This is a genomic window from Bacteroides rodentium JCM 16496 (assembly GCF_000614125.1).
Lineage (GTDB): Bacteria > Bacteroidota > Bacteroidia > Bacteroidales > Bacteroidaceae > Bacteroides > Bacteroides rodentium.
This window is the reverse complement of sequence record NZ_BAKJ01000011.1, coordinates 69,835-95,104: the sequence shown is the minus strand read 5'-3', so window position 1 is coordinate 95,104 and position 25,270 is coordinate 69,835. Positions and strand designations below refer to the sequence as shown.

The 25,270-nt window shown below is 50.0% G+C and carries 30 protein-coding genes, 1 tRNA gene and 2 pseudogenes; 26 read left to right on the top strand and 7 right to left on the bottom strand.

Going from position 1 to position 25,270, the window contains the following annotated elements:
- Positions 1 to 39 precede the first annotated feature (39 nt).
- The 5 genes and pseudogenes from JCM16496_RS07145 (at position 40) to JCM16496_RS07125 (ending at position 5,440) form a co-directional block, all read left to right on the top strand.
- The gene (locus JCM16496_RS07145; RefSeq protein ID WP_025833228.1) at positions 40 to 1,143 is read left to right on the top strand and encodes an efflux RND transporter periplasmic adaptor subunit; all 1,104 of its coding nucleotides are present in this window, start codon (positions 40 to 42) and stop codon (positions 1,141 to 1,143) included.
- 30 nt (positions 1,144 to 1,173) lie between these two features.
- Positions 1,174 to 2,501, top strand: a pseudogene (locus JCM16496_RS07140) (TolC family protein).
- A 157-nt stretch (positions 2,502 to 2,658) separates the two neighbouring features.
- Entirely contained in the window at positions 2,659 to 4,626 is a 1,968-nt protein-coding gene (locus JCM16496_RS07135) for a biosynthetic peptidoglycan transglycosylase (RefSeq protein ID WP_025833226.1), read from the top strand.
- Between the two features lie 108 nt (positions 4,627 to 4,734).
- On the top strand, positions 4,735 to 4,929 hold the full coding sequence (locus JCM16496_RS07130) for a hypothetical protein (RefSeq protein WP_025833225.1): 195 nt from the start codon (positions 4,735 to 4,737) through the stop codon (positions 4,927 to 4,929).
- A 13-nt stretch (positions 4,930 to 4,942) separates the two neighbouring features.
- Positions 4,943 to 5,440, top strand: coding sequence for an HU family DNA-binding protein (locus JCM16496_RS07125; RefSeq protein ID WP_025833223.1), 498 nt, complete (start codon positions 4,943 to 4,945; stop codon positions 5,438 to 5,440).
- Between the two features lie 127 nt (positions 5,441 to 5,567).
- Here JCM16496_RS07125 and JCM16496_RS07120 read toward each other — a convergent pair whose 3' ends face one another.
- From JCM16496_RS07120 to JCM16496_RS07110, 4 genes are all read right to left on the bottom strand, one after another.
- On the bottom strand, positions 5,568 to 6,434 hold the full coding sequence (locus JCM16496_RS07120; RefSeq protein ID WP_025833215.1) for a hypothetical protein: 867 nt from the start codon (positions 6,432 to 6,434) through the stop codon (positions 5,568 to 5,570).
- Between the two features lie 13 nt (positions 6,435 to 6,447).
- Positions 6,448 to 6,708: a proline and serine-rich protein 1 family protein gene (locus JCM16496_RS23560; protein ID WP_244440273.1), complete on the bottom strand. Its 261-nt coding sequence runs from the start codon at positions 6,706 to 6,708 to the stop codon at positions 6,448 to 6,450.
- On the bottom strand, positions 6,708 to 7,058 hold the full coding sequence (locus tag JCM16496_RS23555) for a DUF8447 domain-containing protein (RefSeq protein WP_244440272.1): 351 nt from the start codon (positions 7,056 to 7,058) through the stop codon (positions 6,708 to 6,710). Before JCM16496_RS23555 ends, JCM16496_RS23560 begins: the two co-directional genes overlap by 1 nt.
- Positions 7,059 to 7,158: 100 nt before the next feature.
- Positions 7,159 to 7,995: a CvfB family protein gene (locus tag JCM16496_RS07110; RefSeq protein ID WP_025833213.1), complete on the bottom strand. Its 837-nt coding sequence runs from the start codon at positions 7,993 to 7,995 to the stop codon at positions 7,159 to 7,161.
- A 193-nt stretch (positions 7,996 to 8,188) separates the two neighbouring features.
- Here JCM16496_RS07110 and JCM16496_RS07105 point away from each other — a divergent pair, with 193 nt between their 5' ends.
- The 3 genes from JCM16496_RS07105 to JCM16496_RS07090 all read left to right on the top strand — a co-directional run bounded on the left by JCM16496_RS07105 (position 8,189) and on the right by JCM16496_RS07090 (position 11,113).
- The gene (locus JCM16496_RS07105; RefSeq protein WP_025833211.1) at positions 8,189 to 9,190 is read left to right on the top strand and encodes a malate dehydrogenase; all 1,002 of its coding nucleotides are present in this window, start codon (positions 8,189 to 8,191) and stop codon (positions 9,188 to 9,190) included.
- Between the two features lie 137 nt (positions 9,191 to 9,327).
- Positions 9,328 to 9,403 (top strand) — tRNA-Phe (locus JCM16496_RS07100).
- A gap of 474 nt (positions 9,404 to 9,877) precedes the next feature.
- Positions 9,878 to 11,113: a site-specific integrase gene (locus JCM16496_RS07090; protein WP_025830972.1), complete on the top strand. Its 1,236-nt coding sequence runs from the start codon at positions 9,878 to 9,880 to the stop codon at positions 11,111 to 11,113.
- Positions 11,114 to 11,216: 103 nt separating this feature from the next.
- Here JCM16496_RS07090 and JCM16496_RS07085 read toward each other — a convergent pair whose 3' ends face one another.
- Both JCM16496_RS07085 and JCM16496_RS24890 read right to left on the bottom strand, forming a co-directional pair.
- Positions 11,217 to 11,624 carry a hypothetical protein gene (locus tag JCM16496_RS07085; protein WP_025017658.1) on the bottom strand — a complete coding sequence of 136 codons (408 nt, stop codon included), beginning with the start codon at positions 11,622 to 11,624 and terminating at the stop codon, positions 11,217 to 11,219.
- Between the two features lie 191 nt (positions 11,625 to 11,815).
- Positions 11,816 to 12,009, bottom strand: a pseudogene (locus JCM16496_RS24890) (hypothetical protein).
- A 26-nt stretch (positions 12,010 to 12,035) separates the two neighbouring features.
- Here JCM16496_RS24890 and JCM16496_RS07075 point away from each other — a divergent pair.
- The 11 genes from JCM16496_RS07075 (at position 12,036) to JCM16496_RS07025 (ending at position 18,803) form a co-directional block, all read left to right on the top strand.
- Complete coding sequence (locus tag JCM16496_RS07075; RefSeq protein ID WP_025017656.1) at positions 12,036 to 12,332, top strand: hypothetical protein; 297 nt, start codon at positions 12,036 to 12,038, stop codon at positions 12,330 to 12,332.
- Positions 12,317 to 13,459 (top strand): hypothetical protein, encoded by a 1,143-nt coding sequence (locus tag JCM16496_RS07070; protein ID WP_033892262.1) that lies wholly within the window; start codon positions 12,317 to 12,319, stop codon positions 13,457 to 13,459. Before JCM16496_RS07075 ends, JCM16496_RS07070 begins: the two co-directional genes overlap by 16 nt.
- A 3-nt stretch (positions 13,460 to 13,462) precedes the next feature.
- Entirely contained in the window at positions 13,463 to 14,350 is an 888-nt protein-coding gene (locus tag JCM16496_RS07065; protein ID WP_025017654.1) for a hypothetical protein, read from the top strand.
- Positions 14,351 to 14,418: 68 nt separating this feature from the next.
- Positions 14,419 to 14,670: a hypothetical protein gene (locus JCM16496_RS07060; RefSeq protein ID WP_025082009.1), complete on the top strand. Its 252-nt coding sequence runs from the start codon at positions 14,419 to 14,421 to the stop codon at positions 14,668 to 14,670.
- A 50-nt stretch (positions 14,671 to 14,720) separates the two neighbouring features.
- Complete coding sequence (locus JCM16496_RS07055; protein WP_025017653.1) at positions 14,721 to 15,218, top strand: DUF4313 domain-containing protein; 498 nt, start codon at positions 14,721 to 14,723, stop codon at positions 15,216 to 15,218.
- Between the two features lie 47 nt (positions 15,219 to 15,265).
- Complete coding sequence (locus JCM16496_RS07050) at positions 15,266 to 15,865, top strand: hypothetical protein (protein WP_007219083.1); 600 nt, start codon at positions 15,266 to 15,268, stop codon at positions 15,863 to 15,865.
- The gene (locus tag JCM16496_RS07045) at positions 15,862 to 16,161 is read left to right on the top strand and encodes a hypothetical protein (RefSeq protein WP_005789935.1); all 300 of its coding nucleotides are present in this window, start codon (positions 15,862 to 15,864) and stop codon (positions 16,159 to 16,161) included. The genes JCM16496_RS07050 and JCM16496_RS07045 overlap by 4 nt, the downstream gene beginning before the upstream one ends.
- Positions 16,137 to 16,346, top strand: coding sequence for a hypothetical protein (locus tag JCM16496_RS07040; protein WP_005789937.1), 210 nt, complete (start codon positions 16,137 to 16,139; stop codon positions 16,344 to 16,346). Before JCM16496_RS07045 ends, JCM16496_RS07040 begins: the two co-directional genes overlap by 25 nt.
- 13 nt (positions 16,347 to 16,359) lie before the next feature.
- On the top strand, positions 16,360 to 17,379 hold the full coding sequence (locus JCM16496_RS07035; RefSeq protein WP_005789939.1) for an LPD29 domain-containing protein: 1,020 nt from the start codon (positions 16,360 to 16,362) through the stop codon (positions 17,377 to 17,379).
- 10 nt (positions 17,380 to 17,389) lie between these two features.
- Positions 17,390 to 18,091 (top strand): hypothetical protein, encoded by a 702-nt coding sequence (locus JCM16496_RS07030; protein ID WP_025017652.1) that lies wholly within the window; start codon positions 17,390 to 17,392, stop codon positions 18,089 to 18,091.
- Position 18,092: 1 nt separating this feature from the next.
- Positions 18,093 to 18,803 carry a hypothetical protein gene (locus JCM16496_RS07025; RefSeq protein ID WP_005789944.1) on the top strand — a complete coding sequence of 237 codons (711 nt, stop codon included), beginning with the start codon at positions 18,093 to 18,095 and terminating at the stop codon, positions 18,801 to 18,803.
- Positions 18,804 to 18,861: 58 nt separating this feature from the next.
- On the opposite strand, the gene JCM16496_RS07020 is transcribed toward JCM16496_RS07025, so the two are convergent.
- Positions 18,862 to 19,206: a hypothetical protein gene (locus tag JCM16496_RS07020; protein WP_025017651.1), complete on the bottom strand. Its 345-nt coding sequence runs from the start codon at positions 19,204 to 19,206 to the stop codon at positions 18,862 to 18,864.
- 330 nt (positions 19,207 to 19,536) lie between these two features.
- Between JCM16496_RS07020 and JCM16496_RS07015 the strand changes: the two genes are divergently transcribed.
- From JCM16496_RS07015 to JCM16496_RS06980, 7 genes are all read left to right on the top strand, one after another.
- Positions 19,537 to 19,827, top strand: coding sequence for a DUF4120 domain-containing protein (locus JCM16496_RS07015; protein WP_005789949.1), 291 nt, complete (start codon positions 19,537 to 19,539; stop codon positions 19,825 to 19,827).
- A gap of 281 nt (positions 19,828 to 20,108) precedes the next feature.
- The gene (locus tag JCM16496_RS07005; protein ID WP_025017650.1) at positions 20,109 to 20,387 is read left to right on the top strand and encodes a hypothetical protein; all 279 of its coding nucleotides are present in this window, start codon (positions 20,109 to 20,111) and stop codon (positions 20,385 to 20,387) included.
- Entirely contained in the window at positions 20,374 to 21,180 is an 807-nt protein-coding gene (locus JCM16496_RS07000) for a DUF4121 family protein (RefSeq protein ID WP_025830973.1), read from the top strand. Before JCM16496_RS07005 ends, JCM16496_RS07000 begins: the two co-directional genes overlap by 14 nt.
- 1 nt (position 21,181) lies before the next feature.
- Positions 21,182 to 21,949, top strand: a complete 768-nt coding sequence (locus JCM16496_RS06995; RefSeq protein ID WP_025017649.1) for an N-6 DNA methylase — start codon at positions 21,182 to 21,184, stop codon at positions 21,947 to 21,949.
- A gap of 12 nt (positions 21,950 to 21,961) precedes the next feature.
- Positions 21,962 to 23,191 carry a hypothetical protein gene (locus JCM16496_RS06990; protein ID WP_025017648.1) on the top strand — a complete coding sequence of 410 codons (1,230 nt, stop codon included), beginning with the start codon at positions 21,962 to 21,964 and terminating at the stop codon, positions 23,189 to 23,191.
- A 12-nt stretch (positions 23,192 to 23,203) separates the two neighbouring features.
- Complete coding sequence (locus tag JCM16496_RS06985) at positions 23,204 to 24,085, top strand: hypothetical protein (RefSeq protein WP_025017647.1); 882 nt, start codon at positions 23,204 to 23,206, stop codon at positions 24,083 to 24,085.
- Positions 24,086 to 24,110: 25 nt separating this feature from the next.
- Complete coding sequence (locus JCM16496_RS06980) at positions 24,111 to 25,265, top strand: hypothetical protein (RefSeq protein WP_005789963.1); 1,155 nt, start codon at positions 24,111 to 24,113, stop codon at positions 25,263 to 25,265.
- The last annotated feature ends 5 nt before the right edge of the window (positions 25,266 to 25,270 follow it).

Genomic DNA, 25,270 nt, shown 5'->3' with positions numbered 1-25,270 from the left:
GGCTATATCAATCGTAAATAATTAAATCGTAAATATAAGATGAAAACAAAGAAGTTTCTGAAAATCGCATTATTGGTAGTAATTGCTGCCTTATTCATTTGGACATTCGTTTTTCTGTACCAGAAGTCCCAACCTAAAGTAACAGTATACGAAACGATAGTTCCGGAAGTGACAGACCTTGAAAAGACTACCGTAGCCACCGGCAAAGTGGAACCGAGAGATGAAGTCCTTATCAAGCCGCAGATTTCCGGTATCATTGCCGAAGTATACAAGGAAGCAGGACAAAGTGTGAAGCAAGGGGAAGTGCTTGCCAAAGTAAAGGTTATACCCGAACTGGGACAATTGAACTCTGCCGAAAGCCGCGTACGATTGGCGGAAATCAACGCTGCCCAAGCCGAAACGGATTTCGCCCGTACCCAGAAGCTGTACAACGACAAGCTTATCAGCGCTGAAGAGTACGAAAAAGGGGAAGTAAGCGTGAAGCAGGCACGCGAGGAACTGCAGACAGCAAAAGATAACCTGGAAATTGTAAAGGAAGGCATCACCAAGAACAGTGCCTCTTTCAGTAGTACCCTGATCCGTTCCACCATTACCGGTCTGATTTTGGATGTACCCATCAAAGTAGGTAACTCGGTTATCATGAGCAACACTTTCAATGACGGAACCACCATCGCTACCGTTGCCAACATGAACGATTTGATTTTCCGCGGCAACATTGACGAAACGGAAGTGGGCCGTGTACACGAAGGCATGCCGGTGAAACTGACAATCGGCGCCCTGCAGAATCTTTCGTTCGATGCCACACTGGAATACATATCCCCGAAGGGTGTGGAAGAAAACGGTGCCAACCAGTTTGAAATCAAAGCTGCCATTGCCGCACCGGACAGCGTACAGATACGTTCCGGCTATTCTGCCAACGCAGAAATCGTATTGGACCGTGCCCAGAAAACGCTTGCCGTACCGGAAAGTACCGTTGAATTCAATGGTGACAGCACCTTTGTATATGTAATGACGGACAGCGTACCGGTACAGAAGTTCGAACGCCGTCCCATCCAGGTCGGCATGAGTGACGGCATAAAGATTGCCATCAAAAGCGGTATCAGTGCCCAGGATAAGATTCGCGGTGCAGAGAAAAAGGATTAACAAACAGAATAGCTTAAAAAGATATACGATATGAATAAAAAGATATTCTTATACCTCGCAATATTCGGTAGTATCTCAGTGCAGGCGCAGGAACGATGGTCTTTGCGCCAATGCATAGACTATGCCATCGAGCATAACATCAGTATCCGCCAAACAGCCAACGCTGCCGAACAGAGTGCTGTCGAAGTAAATACAGCCAAATGGGCACGACTGCCGAACCTGAATGCCAGTGCCGGCCAGAGCTGGAACTGGGGACGTACGCAAACAGCCATCAAAAATGAGGATACGGGAGACTATTCCACTGTATACGTCAACACCAGCAGCCACGGCACTAATATGTCTGTCAATACCAGCATACCTATCTTTACCGGTCTGGAAATTCCCCACCAGTATGCATTGGCCAAACTAAACCTCAAAGCTGCCATTGCCGACCTGGACAAAGCCAAGGAAGACATTGCCATCAATATAGCTTCGGCCTACCTGCAGGTGCTGTTCAATGAAGAGCTCCACCAGGTGGCGTTGGGACAAGTGCAATTGAGCAAAGAGCAATATGTCCGCATCAGCCGGCTTGCCGACTTGGGAAAAGCCTCTCCGGCAGAACTGGCAGAAGCCAAAGCACGTGTGGCACAAGACGAGATGAATGTAGTGCAGACAAACAACAACTATAAGTTGGCCCTGCTCGACCTTAGCCAGCTTATCGAACTGGAAACACCGGAAGGGTTCAATCTGGAATCTCCGGCAGTCAATCTGGATTTAGTCCCTCTCACTCCTCCGGATGAGATATTCCAAACAGCCATGGTGAGTAAGGCTTCCATACAAGCTGCACAGTTCCGCTTGGAAGGCAGTAAACACAATATCCGTATTGCCCAGAGCAACTACTACCCGCAACTGAGCCTGAACGGCAGTCTCGGTACGAATTACTATTCTACCATCGACCGTACCTTCAGCCAGCAGATGAACGACAACTTCAACAAATATGTAGGATTCAACCTCAGCGTGCCTATTTTCAACCGTCTCTCTACCGTAACCGGGTACGCACGGCACGCCTGCAACGTGAGAACTATGCCTTGCAACTGGATAATGCCAAGAAGACACTTTATAAGGAAATCCAACAAGCATGGTACAACGCCGCTGCTGCCGAAAGCAAATATACCAGCAGCCATACAGCCACCGTTGCCAGCGAAGAGTCCTTCAAGCTGATGAGCGAAAAGTATGAGAACGGAAAAGCGAATGCCGTAGAATACAATGAAGCCAAACAAAACCTTATGAAATCCCAGAGCGATGAACTGCAAGCCAAGTATGACTATCTGTTCCGTACCAAGATTCTGGACTTCTACAAGGGAGAACCGATTGAATAGACAGACGAAGTATAATTTTAGTTGTTGTGTTTGATTCTCCCTCCCCCTGCCTCATGCAGGCGGGAGGGGAGTTTTTTTATCCTGCAATTTCCCCGGCAATATCGGACAAGGAACGGCTTAATTGGTTACCTTTGCGGCGCAAAAATTGAATAATCAGATGATTAAGCCCAAGACAAGAATTGCTGTCCCGGCAGCAATCGTTTCAATGCTCTTCCTCGCAATGGCAACGCTGTACCTTTGTCGCGGAAGCCTGCTTCAACACGTAGCAGACCGACGCATCGACCGGCTGGAGCAACGGTACAAGCTGGACATAGCCTATGACAAGCTGACCATGAAAGGACTGAGTACAGTCTCCCTGCACGGCTTTACCGTTGTCCCCGAACACCGCGACACTCTTCTCCGCCTGCACTCCCTCGAAGTCCGCATCAGCCTGTGGAAACTCCTTTGGGGAAACATCAAAGTAAGGAATGTACAGATGGACGGCCTCAAGCTGGACTTCATAAAACAAGACTCCACAGCAAACTATGATTTTCTTTTCCTGCCTCCCCATACAGCCCCGTCTGCAGAAGGGGCACAGCCCTCAGGCCAGGAACACATGCCAACGGACTATGCCCGGCACACCCATACAATACTCAACCTGCTGTTCGGCTTGCTGCCCGGTGACGGAAACATGACCCATCTTTGCATCAACGAGCGCAAAGACAGCAACTTCGTCACCCTCCGCATACCGGAGTTCCGCATTGACAAGCACCATTTCCATTCCGCAATATCCATCACGGAAGATACGCTGACACAGCAATGGAACACAGAAGGAGAAATCAACCCTTCTGACAGACGGCTCTGCGTCAACGTATACGCCCCCCGCCTGACAGTACCTTACATCCAACGCCGCTTCGGTGCCGAAGTACAGTTCGACAGCCTTAAATTCAGCCTGTTCCAGGAGAAGGCAAGCGGAAAATCGAACAGCCTCACCGGACAATCGGAAGTATCCGGGCTGCAAGTACATCACAAGCGGCTGTCCCCTGCCCCCATCAATCTCGACCACGGAAAGCTGGACTTCCGTCTGAACATCACCCCGCAAGCCATGGAACTGGACAGCGCCAGCCTGGTACGCTTCAACAGTCTGACTTTCCATCCTTATCTTAAGGCCGAACGGGTCCGGCTGGATGATACGGGGAAGGAAGGATGGCACTTCACCGCCTCCGTGCGCAAGCCCTGGTTTCCGGCCGAAGAGCTGTTCAGCTCCCTGCCGAAAGGCTTGTTCGGCAATCTTGAAGGCATACGGGTTTCCGGGCAACTGGCCTACCAATTCCTGCTGGACATTGATTTCTCCCGGCTTGACAGCCTGAAGCTGGAATCGGAACTGAAGGAAAAGGGCTTCCGCATCCAGAGCCATGGAAAGGCCAACCTCGGCAAGATGTCCGGCGAATTTGAATACACGGCCTACGAGAACGGCCAGCCCGTGCGCACCTTCCCCGTCGGGCCGTCCTGGGAGCACTTCATGTCACTGGACAGCATTCCGCAACGGCTCCAGATGTCGGTCATGCAGAGCGAGGACGGGGCATTCTTCCATCACCGCGGATTCTTGCCCGACGCCATGCGCGAAGCCCTCGTCTACGACCTGCAAAAGCACCGCTTTGCCCGCGGCGGTAGCACCATCTCCATGCAGCTGATAAAAAACGTGTTTCTGAACCGCAACAAGAACATCGCCCGCAAGCTGGAAGAAGCCCTGATAGTCTGGCTGATAGAGACCGAGCGGCTGACCTCCAAAGAGCGCATGCTTGAGGTCTATCTGAACATAGCCGAATGGGGACCGATGATTTACGGCATCCGTGAAGCCGCCGACTTCTACTTCGGCAAGCGCCCCTCACAGCTCAGTACGGAGGAGTGCATCTACCTCGCCTCCATCATCCCCAAGCCCAAGCACTGGCGCAACTCTTTCACCGAAGACGGACGGCTGAAGGAGAACCAGGCAGACTACTTCAGCCTCATTGCGGAAAGGCTGGTAAAGAAAGGAATCATCAGCGAGGGAGAAGCGGCGCAGATAGACATCAGTAACGTGGTGCTGAGGGAGGAGACAGCAAAGGCTCTCCCAACAGCCAATCCCATTATGCACCAGAAGTAGATAAGTGCCTCCATCATAAGCTCCTTCTTCAATGGCAGTAATATCCTTGCTTTTCATCCCGAGAAACCTTATCTTTGCTGCACAAGATGGCATCTTACACCGTACAAGATGCATCTTACGTTGCATAAGATACCATCTTGTGCAGACAAGACAATAGTCCTCCACCCGGAAAGCAAGGATGTGCCGGGGCTGAAGCAAAGATATGCCGAAGCCGGAGGAAAGGAATTGCAGTTGCCGGAAAACCGCGTGCCGGGTATAGGGGAAATCCGTGCATCCGGCTCAAGGTTGTCGATATTAAAATGAAAGGAAACTGATTATGGGAATGATTTATCTGGTAAGGAAGAAGCTCTTCCACACCGCCGAGGGGATGAAGCAACTGTACTATGCCGTACAGCGCACCCTGCAGCCGCGCGGGGGTGTGACGACGGACATCCTGGCCCGGCGCATGGCCCGGCGCAAGGGCACTACAGCGGGCGACGTGCAAAGTGTGCTGCTCGACCTGCCGAAGTTCATCAAGGACGCGCTGAAGGAAGGCGAGTCGGTAACCATCAAGGGACTGGGCACCTTCCTTGTGGCGGTGACGAGCGACGGGTTTGAGCATCCCGACGACGTGACACCCGGACAGGTGCGGCTGTCGCGCATCTACTTCAAGCCGGACAGGGGGCTGACGAGGGAACTGGCTGCGGAGATGGACTTCTTCCGCTACCCGCTCAGCAAGTACTTCCCTGCCGACGCGCTACGTCCCGAAACGCTGGAACGGGAGCGGACGCTGCCCGGGGAAGAAGAAGAAGAGACATCCGCTCCTCCGAGGTGAAACAAGGCGAAAGCCGGAAAGCCCCTCTGAAAGGTCTGTTTCCGGCTTACTTTCACCCGCAACGCCCGTGAACAGGGCTTTCGCCTCCTCCGGTGAAGGGGATGAACCTAATGAAACAAAGATTTGGTCAGCGTCTTGTACGTTCCGTCCTGGCGCTTTCCGTCTTTTCCTTGCTGGAGCTGCGGCGGCTGTTGCCCGCCTTGCTGCGAGTGCGGCTGCCGCTATTGCTGCTGCGACTGTTATCGCGGACAGTGCTGCTGTTGCCACGGCGGCTGTTATCCCGGCGGCTGTTCTCGCGGACAGTACCGTTTTCGCGGGTATTGCTCCTGCCATTGCTACGGGTGCTGCTGTTGCTGCGCCGCGGGGTGTAGACGTCGTCCCTGGTGGCCGGTCGACGGCCAGAGTTGGGACGGATGTTCACAGCACCGAAGTCGGAACGGCGGGTAGTGTGGTATGACTTATTGTTCCGGATACTCCACGAACCGGTATAGTGCGGATGATGATAGCGCCCGCGGTAATAGCTGTTGCTATAATGCGTACGATAGTGGCCGCCACAATACGTGCGGTAATGATATGGTCGCGGAAAATAGAAATGATTATGATTGGTATAGGTTATGTAAACCCTGAAAGACCAACGTCCGCCACTGACATAAACCGGACGGTAGAAATAAGCCGCCTGCATAAAACGGCTATACTGCTTATTGCTCAATACCCAATGGAGGTCGTCATTGCGCACATCCAAATAGTCGTAATAACGGTTCAAGGCCCATTCCTCACCCCGAAGGACATCATCCATCAGATAGCGTATACCGGAAATAAAATCATAGTTTATTTCGTACACGTCATTATATTGTTCTGTATTCAGATTCAGTTCATAGGCCATCTTGTCCGTAAGAAAGCGGGTCTCTTTACGTACTTTGCTGTTGCTCATTGCCGCACTGCAAACAGCTGTACTCATCATAGCGGCAAGAAATATAAATATAATCCGTTTCATAATCCCTCCTTTTTTAGTTATTCTTCTCATGATATTGTTTGATGAAAGCATTTATCTCGTTCTTGTCCGACGAAAAGGTCAGCTTGTCTATCGCATAATAAAAATTCGGTTTATCGGCTATTTTAGGATAAATCTTCTTCATCAACAGCTTCTTTTCACTGTCGAAACGGTAAAAATCCATCAGACGGATGCATTGGTCAGTAGTGAACCAGGAAGTCAGCAAAGCATGGTCGAGAACTTCCTTACGGTCAGAATCGAAGCTCTGTTTCTCCATCAGCCCATAAACTGCTCGAAGGCAGAGGGTGACATCACCGGGCCGCTGCCCTCCGGAATGAAGATTTCTTTCACTTCATTGATAGAACAATGTATACGTTCCTCATACAGAAGTTTCCCGCTTCGAGGATTGTTCCCACGGGACGGTTCTTCATAGACCTCCACCCGGCAGCTGCCGTGCAGATTGGCTACAAAACAACTGAAAGTAGGCAGGCAAACCTGCTGTCCGTCGACCAGCACCACTACTCTACGGTATGGACTTTCTATACGGATTCCGTCTATGGGCGCCGCTTTTATTGCGGGAAACGCTACCAGGACCAGACAAACACTTAATATCAAATGACGTATCATGACTTTTCTTTTTTTATTGTACGACAAAAATAGGGAGAGGAAATTCCCCTCCCTAATGATTGTCTCTATTTACAAGTAGGGAAATTCCTAATGACCGGGACTAATTCCTAATCCCGATTCCATCTTCCTCCAATACAACCAGATGTTTTTTGTACAAATCTCCCACAGCCTTTTTGAAGGTTTTCTTGCTGACACCGAAAGTTGCATAGATTTCTTCTGCCGGACTCTTGTCGTTCAAGGTTGTCCGTCCGCCCTGCCCACGGATATAGTCCAGCAGAGTAGCCGAGAAGTCTTCCACTTTAGCCTGCCCCGTTTTTTGAAGCAGCAGGTCTATCTTGCCGTCTTCACGCACCTGCTTTACATAGGCTTTCATCCTCATGCCCGTGTGCAGTGGTTGAAATATCTCGCTCTCGTACAGCAAGCCGCCATATTCATTGTCTATGATTGCCTTGAACCCCAAGTCCGTTTTCTGCCAAATCAGGATATCCACCTCCTGCCCCGGCTCATAGGCGGCCTTCTCTTTGGAAAGATAACGGTCTACCTTGGCCGATGCCACGATACGGTAGCTTTCATCATCCAAATGGGCATGAATCACATATTTCTTTCCCACCTGCATCTTCATCTTCTGCTCGCGGAAAGGGACGAAAAGGTCCTTCATCAATCCCCAGTTGAGAAAAGCGCCATACTGATTAATCCATGCAACCTCCAGACATGCGAACTGTCCCACCTGCACCAATGGTGCTAAAGTAGTGGCAACCAGGCGTTCTTCATTATCAAGATATATAAAAACGTTCAGTCTGTCTCCCACCTTACAATCTTGGGGGACATAACGCGACGGGAGCAGAATTTCACCTTCTTCGCCACCGTCCAAATACATGCCGAAGTCCACCGCCTTCACCACTTCCAGCGTATTGTACTTTCCTAACTCAATGCTCATAATTTCTTGCTTATCTTCGTTTTTCCAACAAAGATAAGCAATTTGTACACAATGCAGCAGCCTGAAAAGAAAGAAATAACTTTTCGCTCTAAAAGATAACTTTTTTCTATGAACAACTCCCTTTAAAAAAGGTTATCTTTGTATCGTGACAATCAATAAGCAAAAGCATTATTCACTTTTAAATAAAAAAAATATGGAATTTCTAACAAATGACAAATTGACAATCGTCGGTGCAGCCGGCATGATCGGTTCAAACATGGCACAGACTGCAATCATGATGCATCTCACTCCCAACCTATGTCTGTACGACCCTTATGCCCCCGGACTGGAAGGTGTGGCCGAAGAGCTGTTCCACTGCGGATTCGAAGGAATGAACATCACATTTACCTCCGATATCAAAGAAGCGCTGACCGGCGCCAAGTATGTGGTATCATCAGGCGGTGCCGCCCGCAAGGCCGGCATGACCCGCGAAGACCTTTTGAAAGGCAATGCCGCTATTGCCGAAGAATTCGGCAAGAATGTAAAAGCTTACTGTCCGGATGTGAAGCACGTGGTTGTCATCTTCAACCCTGCCGACATCACCGGTCTGATTACCTTGTTGTATTCCGGCCTGAAACCTTCACAAGTGACCACACTGGCTGCCCTCGACAGCACCCGCCTGCGCAGTGAACTTTCCAAGCACTTCGGCATCGCCCCCGACAAAATCGAAAATTGCCGTACCTACGGCGGTCATGGTGAACAGATGGCTGTATATGCCTCTACCGCCAAGGTGGACGGCAAACCGTTACTTGATATCATCGGCACCCCTGCCCTGACTAAAGAACAGTGGGTCGAAATCCAGACTAAGGTAACCAAAGGCGGTGCCAACATCATCGCCCTCCGTGGACGCTCTTCCTTCCAGAGCCCGGCATACGTCTCCATCGAAATGATAGCTGCAGCGATGGGTGGCAAACCGTTCCGCTGGCCTGCCGGTACATATGTACACAGCCACGGCTTCGACCACATCATGATGGCAATGGAAACTGAAATTACCAAAGACGGTGTACACTATAAGGAACTAAACGGCACACCCGAAGAAGAAGCCAAACTGAAAGAAAGCTATGCCCATCTCTGCAAACTTCGTGACGAGGTGATAGAAATGGGTGTACTGCCTGCCATCAAAGACTGGCACAGCATCAATCCGAATATCGACTGATTTCTTCGATAACAAATGATTTTTAGAAGTAAGGTGCCTCGCTCCATAGAGTAAGAGGCACCTTTTTTAGATATTTTTCCTCAAAAAGCCTTGCGGTATAAAAAAAACTCTTTATCTTTGCACCCGCAAACGAAAAAGGTGCCATAGCTCAGTTGGTAGAGCAAAGGACTGAAAATCCTTGTGTCCCCGGTTCGATTCCTGGTGGCACCACCAAAGCAAAGTACATAGTTGCTTCTAACGCATGAAAACCCTTGAATTAGAGATAGTTCAAGGGTTCTTTTTTTACCCTCGCTACGCATTTCATTACATATTTGTGAAGTTGGATTTCGCCAATTCAGTGGCTTTTTTTAAGGCTTTTGAAAAAGCCATAAATATGCATCATACTTCATTGTTTTTCAACTATTTGACAATTTTAATCTCCGGTGTGAAAAAGTAATTTTGCACACATGACCGGATGGAGTTAGAAATGTGAAAGAAATTTAAAAATTCGGTATTTCCCATCGGGATAAAAAAAGGAATCGAACCCGGGATACAAAAGGCAATTCGAACCTGATAAAAATGGGATTTTTATGGCTATTCCACAAGTCCCTCAAAAAAGCCACCGAATTTAACATTTCGTTTCACGTCCTCATGCCATCCGGTTTTGACGAAACAATTGGATGTAACACCTCTAAAAAAACAAAAGTGATGAAACAAGGAACAATGAACATTCTTTTTTTCGTGCTCAAAACGAAATTGTTGAAAAACGGTGAGGCCCCCGTACTGATGCGGATAACCATCAACGGGAGCTACGACGATGCCCGTATCCAAAGAAGCGTGCCTCTGAACTTATGGAATGCGGCCAAAGGATGCAGCAAGGGCAGGGACAGGGCATCCATCGCATTGAATACCTATATTGCGGAGTTACACGCACGTGCCCTTGAGAAACACAAGGAACTGGTATTGGAACAGGCCCTGATTACCCCGAAACTGATCCTGAAACGTGTTTTCGGGAAAGACACCGAAATGCGTACATTGCTCGGTTCCATGCAGGATGGCATCAAGGAAATGGAAACACTGGCAGGCATAGACTACTCTCCCGTTACGATCAACCGGTACAAGAACGTGGTGAAGAAATTGCAGCGGCTTATCCCCTCTTATTACGGCAAGGAGGATATCACCTTCCATGAGCTGACACCGGAGTTCATCCGCGCGTTTGACATTTACCTGAAAACGGAGGGGGGACTGTGCCGTAACACGATAGTCCGCTACATGAAATGTTTCAAGAAATTCACCAACATGGCATTGGCAAAGGAATGGATGCGCAAGAATCCCTTTTACGGTTACAAGATGGAACAGGACGAGACCGATCCGGTATTCCTGACCTACGACGAGTTGCAGGCCGTCATGAAAAAGAAATTCACCATCCCACGGCTCGAGCTGGTCAGGGACATATTTGTCTTCGCGTGCTTCACTGGTCTGGCGTTCTCCGATGTCGCCACTCTGAGTGGTGAAAACCTGGTACAGGACAATCTCGGTGACTGGTGGATAAGGAAGGGAAGGGTCAAGTTGGAACACCGCAGAAAAGCGTCTTCCATCAGCAACATCCCGCTGCTGCCCGTTCCACTGGCCATATTGGAGAAATACAGGGAACATCCGATCTGCGTAAAGAAAGGATGCTGCCTGCCTGTCATGTGCAACCAGAAAATGAACAGCTACCTCAAGGAAATCGCCGATTTCTGCGGCATAAAGAAAAATCTGACCACGCACGTTGCCAGGCACACTTTCGGGACCACCGTCACGCTCGCCAACAATGTACCCTTGCAGGACGTGTCCGTCATGCTCGGACATGCTTCCACACGCATGACGCAGCATTATGCGCGGGTCATGAACAGCAGCCTGAAAGAGGCGATGAACAATGTGAAGGAACGTCTGGAATGGTAAATATGCAACCGGCCCGTCATTGAAGGTATCTGAAAAGGATACCTTCTTTTTGTTATACTGTCTGTTATCCATTTTCTCTGGAAAACATCTTTGGTCTTCATAATCATCCTGTACTGGCGAAATAATTCATCATGGACACTACATATCCAAGTAACGGTATCAGTACACCGATTACATATACCATAGCGTACCCCAAAAGGACGAGAGGTAATATTTTACGGTAAAGACCGGCGATGACAAGAAATATAAACAAAAAGCAAGAACCATAAACTCCTATTTGAAAACCGGGCATCAATTCATAAACGGGTACGGGCTCGGGGTTAAGCATGGCTCCGGCCACAATGGAATAAAGACTTGCCAACAATATAAACAATGTATACAGGCAGCTCTTAAAAATCCCGGGATCGTTTCTTTTACAATAGAGAATTGTTTGGATATCACTCCTAAGAAACTCAATACCCAGCAAGAGAGCTACCATGACACCCGTATCAAAAGCAGAGAATGTATTCATTTCAATCAATCACCTTTGACGCGAAGATATGTATTTATTCCGGAATGCCACGCCTTCGCTTGTTTTACGATATGATATTGATATCCGATAGTTTGGAAAATATTTGAAAAACCTTCGTTGTATGCTTTTAAATTTGCTCATTACACTTATTACATGTTGTATCCGACAAATTGAAAATCCCAGCCATTCTTTCAATTTCTTACCTGCAAATATAGCCCTTTGCCGGGTTGATTGCGCAAGGCGGCCCCTTTCAGGGGCTGGTTGGCTAAAAGAAAATCATCCTCGCTTCGCTGCGGTATTTTCTTTTGCCAACCTTGCGCAATCCCCGGCAAAGGACAGTCCGGCAAGTAAGAAACCGAAAAACCGGCTCCACGGAGCCGATCATGTCAAACAAACTAAAAAAATGAAGGTATGAACAGAGAGACAACAAGCAAAGTCCACAAAGGACAGCAGGGTGCCAATCCGAAAATGAGAATGTTGGTTTATCGGGAAAGGAACTATCCCGCACGGAAGGTACAAGGCAGGGACGGAAGCTATACGATTGCCGCAGACAGCCTGGTGCCGGAACTGCTGGACGGCATCAGAAGCCTTGACCCGGCAGCTTTCAAGCTGGACGAGGAAATCGCCTGCTATTGCTCGGACGAGGAAATCCAAAAACTGGCGGACGAAGAACTGGTAGAAATAATTTGTGAATGGCAACGGTTATGACTGAAACAACAACAGCAAAGGTCCGGGAAGAACAAGTAACGGGCCTTACCGCAGAGAATGCGCACCGGGTCACGATGATCCGGGAAAAGGGTACGGACCATCCTCCCGTACCGTTCCATTTCAGAAAGGAGCATCATGGAACGGGCAACTATGTACACCTGTACGGAAATCCGGAAGATCGGAATGAATTGCATTCCAGGGACTTCAAAGACTGGGAAGCCGTAGCGTTCAAACATCCTGGCTATCTGGAGGATATGTGGAAACAGGCTTGCGACGCATACGCCTGGAGTTCCTTCGACCCGGAGATTCGTGGCGAGACGGACATCATGATTTACGGGGAGGAGCTGCACAACGACCTGCAACTCATGCAGGAAGAGGAACGGGATACATACATCGCCGCCTACCGGAAAAAGCTATCCGCCCAGCTCTCGGCCCTCTCACGCTGCGCCAACCCGATGGTGACGGGACGGGGCGGATTTGATTACCACAGGCAGGAGAATACGAACAGAAGCTATCAGAACCGCTACGAGGAGTTCCGCAATTGGCGGCAAAAGGTTCTTGAAGCCGTCAGACGGAAAAAGGAAGCCGCACGACCGGAGGAAGAAAAACTGGAAAAGGCATGGCAGACGCTCAAACGCGACATCAAGAGCAGCGCCGACACCATCCACGGGATTGACACCGGACAATGCCGGGGTTATAACCGTGCCCTGTTCGTCAGCAGCATCCTGAACAAGGTATCCACCTTCGCCAATCACGGGGAAGTGGAAATCGTCCGCAGGGCCGTGGACTTCATTTCCGAATATAACGCAAGGGTAAGGAAACCCGTCATCACCCCAAGAAACAAATTCTTCCAATTGCCGGAACTTGCGGAACGGATGCGCGAAAGGCTGAAAGCGGTGCAAAGCCGGGAAAACAAGGAAGTGCCGTTCGAGGGCGGGACACTTGTATGGAACTATGGGGAAGACCGCCTTCAGATCCTGTTTGACAGGATTCCCGAAGACAACATACGAAAGGAGCTGAAATCCTCCGGATTCCGCTGGTCACCCAGAAACAAGGCATGGCAACGGCAGCTCACCTCCAACGCCCTCAGTGCCGCCAAGAGAGTGTTGAACCTTCAAAACATCTGAACCATGAATAACGACAAACTGAAATTCGTAGTCGATTCACGCAGTTTTGACGGCAGCTGCGTGACCACCATGTCTGACGGAATACACGGCGACTACCATCATGAGACACTGGAGGAACTGAGGGACAGGGAAAAGAACCCGTACCTCATAGCCGTGTCCGGAAATACCGTCCGCAAGATGATACGCATCCACCTGCAATCCCTCTGCGCCCCGTTCAGTGAGATTACGGAAGAAAGATATTTCGACTACATGGATGTCTTGCCCCCCATCCGCCATACCCGGAATTTCTTTTTCCTGGGAGAGCCTTATCATGCGGACATCTACCGGTTCTGCTTCCGGGCGGGCGGACGCTACTTCACGGGACTCCGCTCCGTTACCACGCCAAGAAAGGAACTGGAACGGCAGATGGACAACCATTACCGGAACATTACCTTCAAAGGAGACATCCTGAAAGAAAAGCCGATGGTCATCTCTGACCACGCACGGCATGCCTCTATAATTATAGTTCCTTATCTGTTTCTTGACATAAATGGCGAGAAGAAGTTCATCTGCAACCTGATGAGAGGAACGGACGAATCGTCAGGCAGGGATGTAAGGCTGGAAACCGCCAAAATCCTGCGAAGCCTGCGCCGTCATCATTTCCTCTACTTCTCCGGCTATGAGGAAAACGACGATATGGACAAGTTCCTAGGCGAAGTGATGAAGAAAAAGCACATCCTGCTGGCAAATGGCAACTTCCTCCAATATCCCGTGAACCGGGAGTCCGTGTCGTTTACCGGAACGGTCAGGGAAACAGGCGAGCCGTTCTTCTTCCGAATTTACGACAGGGAGCTGTTCCTGCACCTGTTGTACGTCCTGAGAGGCATCAAAAGGGAAAAAGCTAAAATATAACGTGACACATAACGACGGTATGGTGACTGTCTTTCCGACCCGTCACCATACAAAAAAACAATGAGATCATGAGAACTGTGACCGAAGAATCGTTGCGACGCAGGCCGGCCCGTCTGGAGTCGGCCCTGGAAAGCGAAAAGGCACGCCTGAGAAAAGTATGCGGCGGCATCCCCTGGGGAGCCGGGATGAGGCGTACCAAATGTACCCCCTCATTCCGAAGGGAGGACGAACTGATTGGGAAAATCAAGGCGGTGAGACTGCAACTCTCCCAAATGTCCGCAGGCGGTGACAATCACACGTTTAAAGAAACAGGCAGGTGAATGCCGGCCAATTAACTTGCAAGTCAATAATTTTAAAACCAGTTACGAATATGAACACCCGATTGGCTATAATCCGTTCAGAGGGAAAAGAACATCTCTGTTACCGGGAAGAGGAATGTTTTGTCGATGTATCCTATCCGATGGTGACATTTACCAAAGGGGAGGATGATTTTGAAATTGTCAAATGCGACCATCCGTCCATGGAAGAGACTTTCCTGTATCAGGAAAGCCGTCTCTCAATCGTGATTGAAATGTACCATAACGGCTGGCCGGCATTGTCTCTGAAAGATCCCGTGACCCATGAGATATACACGGTCCTGACGGTCAACTTAGAAGATAAGGCGGCATTCTCACTGCCTGACAGGGCATTCGTGGACATCAACAACAATCCTGATGCCATGGAGTTCCTTCTGTCCAACAAATTGGCTGAGGATACAGGTTATAGACGTCAGAGCGGCTGGGTAAGCTACCCGATGGTCACACTTAACCTTCCGACGTTTTACAGGCTTGACCCACATGCCTTTAGCGCAATATTGAATATCCGGTAATCCTTCCGGGCAATGAATCTGGTATCAACAATCAAATGGAAAGAATCATGAAAAGATATGACATAAGAGTAAGGTATTCCTTCGAGGGCACTTACACGGTAGCGGCAGAAGACCGCGATGAAGCAAAAAGAATGGTAAATGACGATTGCGGTCTTGTTTTGGGCGGCGATATCCACACGACACGCGATGACGATGAAGTGTTGGACTGGGATTTCTGTATCCATCCCGACACGCGGATTCTCTCCTTGCAGGAAAGAGGCGGAAAAGGAAGTTTACCGTCAGAAGCCGTTGATTTCAGCGGCAGGATCAAGGAACTGCGGGGGGACATCATCGACGCGATACGGCAGTTGCTCCATGCTCACTGCATGAAAGAAATTCGTCTTCCGGAAGAGGATTATGATCCGGTCTGGGTGATATGGTTTGGCAAGAACGGAGAACCATATGAATGCAGGGTGACAGGACTCCGGGTAACGGCGGACAGCCTGACCGTCCTTGCCGAAGAGAAAGAAAGCGGTGACGAGGTGCAGTGTCACAGCCCGTTTGAACTCGGCGCAAAGAACATAGACTGGCTTCATGAGATGTATGAGGCTGTGTGGCATCAACTGAGAGAAACAAACAATGTAGAATCACAAATAGAAGAACCATGAAATATCAAGCGGAAAATACCGTCTCCAGTTTCTTCTACTACATGTGGAACGCCTGGAGCGAGGAGGAATGCAAAGCCGTGTATGGCGGCATGTACCCGCATTTCTGGGAAAAATGGTGCGTGGCGACAGACAAGGGCACATTCGGCGCGGCGGAACGGTTCTACCTGGAACTCTCGGAAGACAACCGCAGGATTCTGGTGGAACGGGCCGTCTCGATATATGACGGACGACGCTTCAGAAAAAGGAACAGTAACCCCAAAAATCAAACAGTATGCGAGGAAACATTATCAGTCTGATCGGCAGCTCATGCGGTTGCAGTCAAACGGAAGCACGGGAATACCTGGACTCCGAAATCCGGTATCTGCGCGAATTGCAGGAGGCAGATGATTTGAGGGAAGATGACATGGAAACGGCCTGTCTCAACCTCGGTCTTGACCTTGACTACCGGGAATATTTTATCAACCGCCTCGCAGGGGCATAAAAAACTTATGGCTATGACCTATTTTCAGAACATACACTCTCTGGCGGACTTGAAGAAGGAGTACCGCCGACTGGCATTGCAGCACCACCCGGACAAGGGTGGCGACACCGCAATCATGCAACGGGTGAACACCGAGTTTGAAAGGCTTTTTGAGGCTTGGAAAGACAAACCGGATGTCTTTGCGACTTCAACCGGATATGAATATGACTATCCGGGAGCCACGGCAAAGGAATACACCGAGTACGTGTATAACGAATATCGCTGGAAAGGCCGCAATTACAAGGGACAGCACGCACCGGAAATCGTGGAACTGGTACGGGCATGGCTCAAGGAGACCTATCCGGGATACAAGTTCTCTGTCAGACGGGAGAATTACCTCTCCATCCATATCCGGTTGATGAAAGCGGATTTCGAGGCGTTCACCAAAGAGTCCGGAAAAGTTCAAGGTGATGTCAACCACTATCGTATCGCTTCAGACAAATCATTGACAGACAGGACAAAAGAAGTAATGATGAATATCTACGATTTCATCATGTCATACAATTTCGATGACAGCGACCCCATGACGGACTATTTCCATACCAACTTTTACCTGACGCTCGGAATCGGAAGTTACAAACAGCCGTACAAGGTGGAACCACCCAAACTCGGCAGCAAAGACAAGCCGGAGGTATTCAAGCATCCGGAAGGTCCGGCACACAAGGCAATGCGCCGGGCATTGGGCAAAGCGCGTTTCGGCTTCATCGAAAGCCGGAAGTATGCCGGGGAAATAATTCTGGGGGAAGACTGTTTCGGCTCACGGGGCGAACTCTATTTTTGGCCGAAGGAATATTCAAGCGCAAAAATGGCCCAAAAACGCATCGACAAACTGGAGGAAGCCGGAATAAGGTGCGAACTCACCGGCTATAACGGAGGATACATCCGCCTGCTCGGGTACACCCCTGAGATGAGAGATTCCCTGGAGCGGGAACGTCAGGAGTATGCCGCCGCGTATCAGGCATGGTACTCAAAACAGAATTTGAAAACAATCTGATTCAGAAATTATGGATACAAACAATTTGGACAAGTGGTGGTACGGACTTCCGGAAAACACCAGACAGGCTATAGGAAACGATGAGATATGGGAAAAATTGGATATGCCATCCCGTTCGGCGCTACACCGGTATTCCCTGCTTAGAATTTACGGAACGGCAAAGGACAGGGACGGGGAACGCACGCTGCTCAATGAAATCGCGTGCGGACTGGGCGACCTTGCCCTTGTCCGTAAAAACGGCATCGCGTTGGAGGAAATGTGCAACGGGAGCGGGGAATTTTACGATGAATACCAGGATCAGTTCAATATATTATATGACAATTACGGACACATACTAGAAAATATAAGCTGGCCGGACTGGATCGGACATACAATTCCGACAAACAGGGAACTGGTCCGGTTATTGGAACATCACGGTTACAAGCGTATGGGAATCGATACCGACAGAAGAATCCCGAAAACTTTCTATGTTTTCCGTCGTGGTTTGCACATCAACGCAAGCGAGGACCTGTCTTACCACATCGTACCGCAACAGGACAGTTTCGGACTGGGGCGTTTTGCGGTATGCGCTACCAAAGACGGTGAAAGCTCCCAGCTGGGAACTGACTGTGCCCGGCTCTTTTTGAGGCGCTTCCTTGCTTTCCTGAAGGGTGAAAGAAGCGGGAAAGAGATCATAGATGAAATATGCAACAACCGACAAACTGAGCGATAGTATGAAAGCAAAAGTATTCAAGTACAAGTCTGACGGGAATACCGTCGTGGCTCCTTATATGGAACTGGAGCCGTACGCGGAGAATGTATATCTCTCCCTGTCGAGAAAGAACGAATATGGGAATGAGGACGATGACTGTTTCCATGTGGTCTGCCGGATTGAAAACGTTTATTTTTCCAGCGGGCAGTATTCACGCCGGTTCCTCAACGGAGAAAACCGCAGGGAGGAAGCCGCCGCCTATTGCAGGAACTGGATCGCGGATACGCTTCAGGGAGCGGAAAGAGGAGCCTTCGTCAGGTTGATCTCCGTCCGCGTGTTCGAGGCTCTCGGACTTGACACCGCACCCTTGATGCAAGCCCGTGAGGCATACAAAAGGAGGCAGGAACAGAAACGCAGGGAGCGGGAGGAGAATGAGGCGGAAGAGCGCAGAGCGCGGGAAGAGCAACATCAGCGGCTGCTCGATGAACAGAAACAGAAATTCCTGGACGGGGAATGGATCACGGGAGGAACATTCCTTGAAATCACCGGAAGGGACGGTTTTGACATCCATATCAGAACCAAAGGGACACTCTACAGGCATGTGAGGGGCATAAATAAGGACGGAACCATCAGCTACCGGAAAATCAAAGGCCACCGGACTCCGGACTTTACCGGATGTCATAAGGCCGTGGACGATTATCTTGCATTTATAACAGCAAGAGAGGGCAAATAATAAAACCTGGCGGTAACGGCCTGCTCCATGCGGCTGTTACCGCTGCCATCTTCCGGCCTCACAATTCGCGGTTCAGCGCCATCGCCAGCGGAAACATCAACCGGTTATAGGCTTTAAGCTTTTGTAGGTTCAGCACATATCCGGCATAGGGACTGGTCAGATCGGTATAGAAGAATACGTCGGTAAATCCCGCGTGTTCCTCCACAATTTCACCATCCAACGGAATCTCCTCCACATTGAACCGCTCCAGAGGCAGCTCTTCCAGACGGGCATGCTCCACATTGCCCAATACGTTTAGGTTGCGGTTAAACAGCACGAACCCTTTCTTCCTGTAATCCACACGCATACCATACGGACGCTCCACAAGGAAAGCATCCGCCGCTTTCTTTAGATAGTTTTCCATAATCCTGAAATTAGAAATTGCAAAAATACAGCATTTGTCCGGCAATGGCGAACAAATCAGGAAGATTATCTAAGGAATCCACACAAAATCCCACAACAAAAAACAACCGTATATTTTATTTCTCACCCTGCAAAGGTAGTCCCGCGTCCTGTGTACCCGTACAAGGTCAGGCCCCTTCGGGGTTGGCTGAAAGAAAATCATCCTCGCTTCGCTGCGGTATTTTCTTTCGCCAAACCTTGCGGGTACGGCCACGGGACTGTCAGGCAGGCGAGAAATAAAAATACCGGCTCCCGGAGCCGGACGTGTTTAACAGATAAGAATACAAAAGTCATGAAAATCCTGAATGAAGAACATTTCGAGAATGTAAGACGTTATGCCGAATCCATCGGTGACACCTCGCTTCAAAAATGTCTGGAACGGTTGAAAAGCTGGGAAGAAAACCCTGATTATCCCTGCGAAATCTCACTCTACTATGACCATGCCCCGTACTCGTTCGGCTTCACACAGCGCTATCCCGACGGAAGGACAGGTATCGTGGGCGGCCTGCTCTATCATGGAATACCTGACAGATCGTTTGCCGTGACATTGCAGCCGTTCCACGGATGGCAGATACATACCTGAAAAACATGAGACTCGACAATGACCGAAAAGCAGACTTCAGAACAGAGAATCCGAGGTCTGCTTTTTCATTTCTTGCTGTAAAGATAGCTGTTTCCCGGGCTGATTGCGCAAGGCGGCCCCTTTCAGGGGCTGGGTTGGCTGAAAGAAAATCATCCTCGCTTCGCTGCGGTATTTTCTTTCGCCAAGCCTTGCCGCAATCCCCGGAAAACAGACTGAAAAGACATCAAGAAATAAAAATGCCTACCCATGTAGGCCGATGTTTTACTTAAAAAAGAACAGAAATGGAAACACTGGATTATAACCGGCTGCTGCTTGTCTCCCTGTGGCAATACAACCACCATGGGGATGAAGGGCAGACTCCCGCACTTTTCGAGGAAACGTTCGGAAAGGTCTATGGAAGTCACTATTACGAAAAATGGACCGGCTGCTTCAAGCAGAATCTCTGGGACATGATTGCCTATTTCAGAAGTGAGAAGGAGAACGGACAGAAGTTCTGCGACATGGTTGCCCGTCAGGTCAAATTGTATCAACAAAAACGATCTCAATATGAAGTACGCTAATTTTTATGACCTGGAAAGTCTGACCCGGCTCAACAGGCATGAAGGGTGTGCCTGCTCCATAAAGGAATGTGATGTGGAGAAAGTGAACCGGCTGATTTCAAGGATGCGGGAGGACAGGGAAAGAGTCAGTTTACCGACCGCAGGAGATGTTGTCACTTATATCACCCGTGGCGGTGACTATTATCCGCAGGCACACATTGAAAGGGGCGATGACCGGGAAGTCCATATTTGCCTTCTCCCACAGACACCTTTCTGCCATGAAAATGAAAAGTGTACCGGTTACAATACGGAAGGAGGCCCTTGGGTTATAACCGGTCCGGAATTGCTGCTTCCCGATGGCATACGCAGCAAACAGTTCCGGATGTGGGGGCATACCGGAAGGCACAAGAACGGTGCCGTCCTCTTCCACACATTCGTCAGGGCATGGAAATACACGGAACCCGATCCTCTGTACGGAAAGTACACCACAAAAGAATGGACGAGATACATCATCGAGTGTCAGCCGGATATTGAACCGGCTGATGCCTTTGTCTATCGGAATGAGTCATTCACCCTTTACTCGCGGGAAGAACTGGAGCGGCTGGTCGGGATTCTGCACGGAGAACTTTTCAACGGATTCCGTCCCGGTCTGTTCATACTCTGGGCATACCGTATGGAATGGAAGGAACTTCCCGCATGGGAATGGAACATGCTGAAAGCGGACACCCATCTCTCTTTCCTTGACATTTCTCCCGTCAGGATACAGACTGACCATAAAAGACATATAGTAACAATCTATAAAAAATCAGAGTAATATGGCACCATACAACACACCGCAGGCGATACGTCCGCTTGAGAAAACGATCTGTGATTTCGCCTATTCGAACGGCTACGATCCGATATCCGTTTTCAACGATTTCCTGCGTTATGTCATTCACGGGTTCTCTCCCGGCGCACCGCCCCTTATGGATTGGAAATACAAACGGCAGCAGAACAGGCATTTTATGGAGATGCTTACCGGATGGATACGGCTCATGCAGCGGGAATTGCAATCCGGCGGATGGTTTGATGCGTTCGGTGACCTCTTCATGGCAATATCTTCCAAAATCGGTCGGCAGGTGAACGGACAGTTCTTTACCCCGCCGGATATCTGCGACCTGATGGTCTTATGTACCGATTCGGGGGAGACAGCGACAGGAAAACGTATCTGTGACCCGACATGCGGAAGCGGAAGGCTACTGCTGGCATATCATGTACGCCACCTAGGTAATTATCTGGTTGCAGAAGATGTCAACCGTACCTGTTGCCTGATGACCGTTTGCAACATGCTCGTACATGGCTGCATAGGTGAGGTCATCCACCATGACAGCCTCTTCCCCGAAAACTTCATGGACGGCTGGATGGTAAACCATACACTGACCCAGACGGGCATTCCTTCCATTCGCCGGATGAGCGAGGAGGAATATCGGACAAGCAGGAACATGTCCGTTGACCTGCTCAGAAAGCGGAAAGAGAAATTGCGCCAAATGCAGCCGGACAAGAAACAATCGCCATATAAACATGGCAGAATTTATAAACAATAAACCGAATGATGTATGAAACTGAATGTTAGCAATGAATTGAAATCCCGCCTGATGCATGCGGCGGAAAACGGGAGTGTGATAGCCAAAGACATCCTTTTGGAAGTAAAAAAGAACGTACCGGTGGAAGAGATCATACGCGGTACCTACAACTGCTTCTCCACCAAACGCAAACGGACGGAAGCCGGCACGTTCAAGAAAATCCGGATCGTGTTCACGGCATGCAACAAAGATTTGGGCCATCCCAATTTCCCGGACCGGAACAATCCGCAGGCACCCTGGTTTCCGGAGAACCGAACAGATCTGGAACCGTCTACGTTTGCCGAGCTGTTCAAAAACCTAGGACCGTACCAGCCCGATGAGATCAGCTATTTCTGTAGCGCCATTTCACTGGACAGTAAGGTCACGGTCAGGCTGCATGAAAGCATGAACGACTTCATGGAAGCCTATCTGGAAAGCAACTACAGCCCCATCGCCGACAGTGACACATCCAGCCTGCACAGTTCCTGTATGCGGTATGAGGACAAGGCACGCAACGCCGCTGACTTCTATACCAACTTCGCCGGCGCTAAAATCCTTGTGGCAAGGGACGAGAGCAACAACATACTCGGACGGGCTGTCGTATGGAACGAGGTAACCTTGTGGAAATCAATAAACACACCGATTGCCGCCTCCCTGCTGGACCGCATCTATTCCTCACACGCATTCGTCGCCGAACTGATCCGCAAGCAGGCGCAGGAGGCGGGCATCCTGTTGCGACGCAGATACAACGATTATACACATACAACAGATTTCACCGTACTGAATCCCATTGAGGGGCAGGAATGGGCGGTCGGAGACAATATACAGGTTTCATTGACGGTGAAAGTGCCCGCCTGCAGGTGGCACAAGAAAGGGGTGCCTTACCTCGACACGTTCTACAGCCTCCATCTAACGGACGGCAACCTGGAACTGAGAAATACGGAGGGCGACACGAGCATAGCCTCCTGCCGGAGCACGGAAGGGTGCGCAAACAGGAGAAAATATGTATGTCCCAAATGCGGAAAAATACATCCCTTTCCGGATATGGCATTCTGCAAGAATTGTCAGGACATGTTCTATATATTCACCGTATTCGGAAAAGTACTGAAAGGCACGTCGGTGGAATACAAGGGAAAGAAATATCCGTCCTTCCTCTTCAAGAAGGGACGTCCCGTACCGGAGTTCAGACGGTACCTGCAAATCGAAAAGTTGTTCATCTCCTAAAAAGTCAGTATCATGGAAAAATTAATGGCTCTTTACAACATCTCCTCCCCCTCCGGCAAGGAGGGGAAGATAGCCGGGTTCATCATCGGGGAACTCAGGCGGATGGGGATTCCTTTCCGGCAAGACCGGCACGGAAACATCTACGCGGTCAAAGGCAACCGGGAAAGCTACCCCTGTGTCGTGGCGCACATGGACGAGGTACACCGGCGCAAGACAGGCTCCTATGCGGCCCATCTTGTGGCGGACTCGATGATTGTCGGCTATGATCACAAGCGTAAACGGATGACTGGAATCGGCGCGGATGACAAGAACGGCATCTGGATCTGCCTGAAATGCCTGGAGGATTTCAAGGCGGTGAAATGCGCCTTCTTCGTACAGGAGGAGGTGGGATGCATAGGCAGCGGCCATGCCGATATGTCCTTCTTTTCCGACTGCCGTTTCGTGATTCAGTGTGACCGGAAAGGGAACGGGGATATGGTAACACAAATCAACGGAATGAAGCTCTGCTCCAATGACTTCATTTCAGCTATAGATTTCCGGAGGTACGGCTACAAGCCGGCACAGGGACTGGCTACGGATGTGGCGGCCTTGAAAAGGAACGGGCTGGAAGTATCCTGCGTCAATCTCTCCTGCGGATATTATGAACCTCATACGGACAACGAGTACACCATCCTGGCGGATCTTTGCAAGTGCTACCGGTTTGTCCGGCACATCATCTGTTGCCATAAGGAAACCAGCACGCATATACCGGAAACGGAAAGAAAACCCTTCCCCGGATATTATGAACTGTTCGGACCGGCCGGATATAGCGAAAAGGATTATATCCGTCTGTCAGAAGAGTACAGATCTGAATTTACTAAAACAAGCAAGACAAGCCATAAGAACAAATTGTGATTTATCAACTTTAAAAACAAAAAATATGGAAGCAACAGTCATGCCGGCCACTGCACCGGTACAGAAACAGCAGGGACTCAACCAGGTAGTCATCAACAAGGTACGGCGAATGATAGAAGGCAGGCAGGGGGATGTCATGGACACCATCAACCGTCTGCTCAGTGAGGGGCGGATCGCACAGGATTTCATCGCTCCCATCGGGGTAAGCCAACGTAGCAAGGAACGCCCCGTTATCTCCTTCAAAGCGGAAGGAAGGGTACAGATGGCAATGCCCGAAGGGAACTTCAACCTGCACGGCAACGCCATAAGCCAGATTTCGGAGAAGATGGGCATTCCCGCCAAATACCTGCGCGAGCTTTCCGCCGGAGATGCCTGGCAGAAACAGTTGTGCGCCACCATCCTGAACGAACATTCGGGATGGACCGAGCGCACACGGGTACTGATACGTGCGGTAGGCATGGAGGTCCGGGGCGTGTTGTCGGACTCCTACCGCCGGCTCAACTCGGTGGACATCCTGACCGCTTTCATCCGTGAGGCGGGAGGACAGGGGGCGGTCGTGTCCGACGCCTATATGAGCGACACGAAAGTATGGTGCGAAACGATCCTGCCCACTCCGATAGAGATACCCACCCGTAAGAACGGGACGGTCATCATCTTCGCAGGAGCACGCTTCTCCACATCCGACTATGGCAACGGCTCGGTGGACATGCGGTCGTTCCTGCTCAACGGGGCGTGCCTGAACGGGATGGTCCGGGAATCCGTCATGCGGCAGGTGCACCTTGGAGGCAGACTGCCGGATTCCCTGTCCCTTTCCCAAAAGACCTATGAACTGGACACGCAGACCACCGTATCGGCAGTTTCCGACCTGACCAAAGGGCTGTACAGCAAAGACACCATCATGCAGAAGGCCATCGAAATTCAAGGCGCATCGGAAATTGACGTGGATTTCGACAAGGAACTGAAGAATCTGGTGCAGAAAGGAGCCTTGTTGAAAAACGAAGGACGCGAGGTGGAAAAACTGCTGATGAACAACAATCCTGACGACGGAGTGACAGGCGGGGCCACGCTCTGGAAACTGACACAGGGAATCACCGCCTTTGCGAGGGAACAGCAGCCGGAACGCTGCCGGGAGCTGCACGAAATATCGGGGCAGCTGATGAACCGGGTAAAGGTAAATTAAGAGTG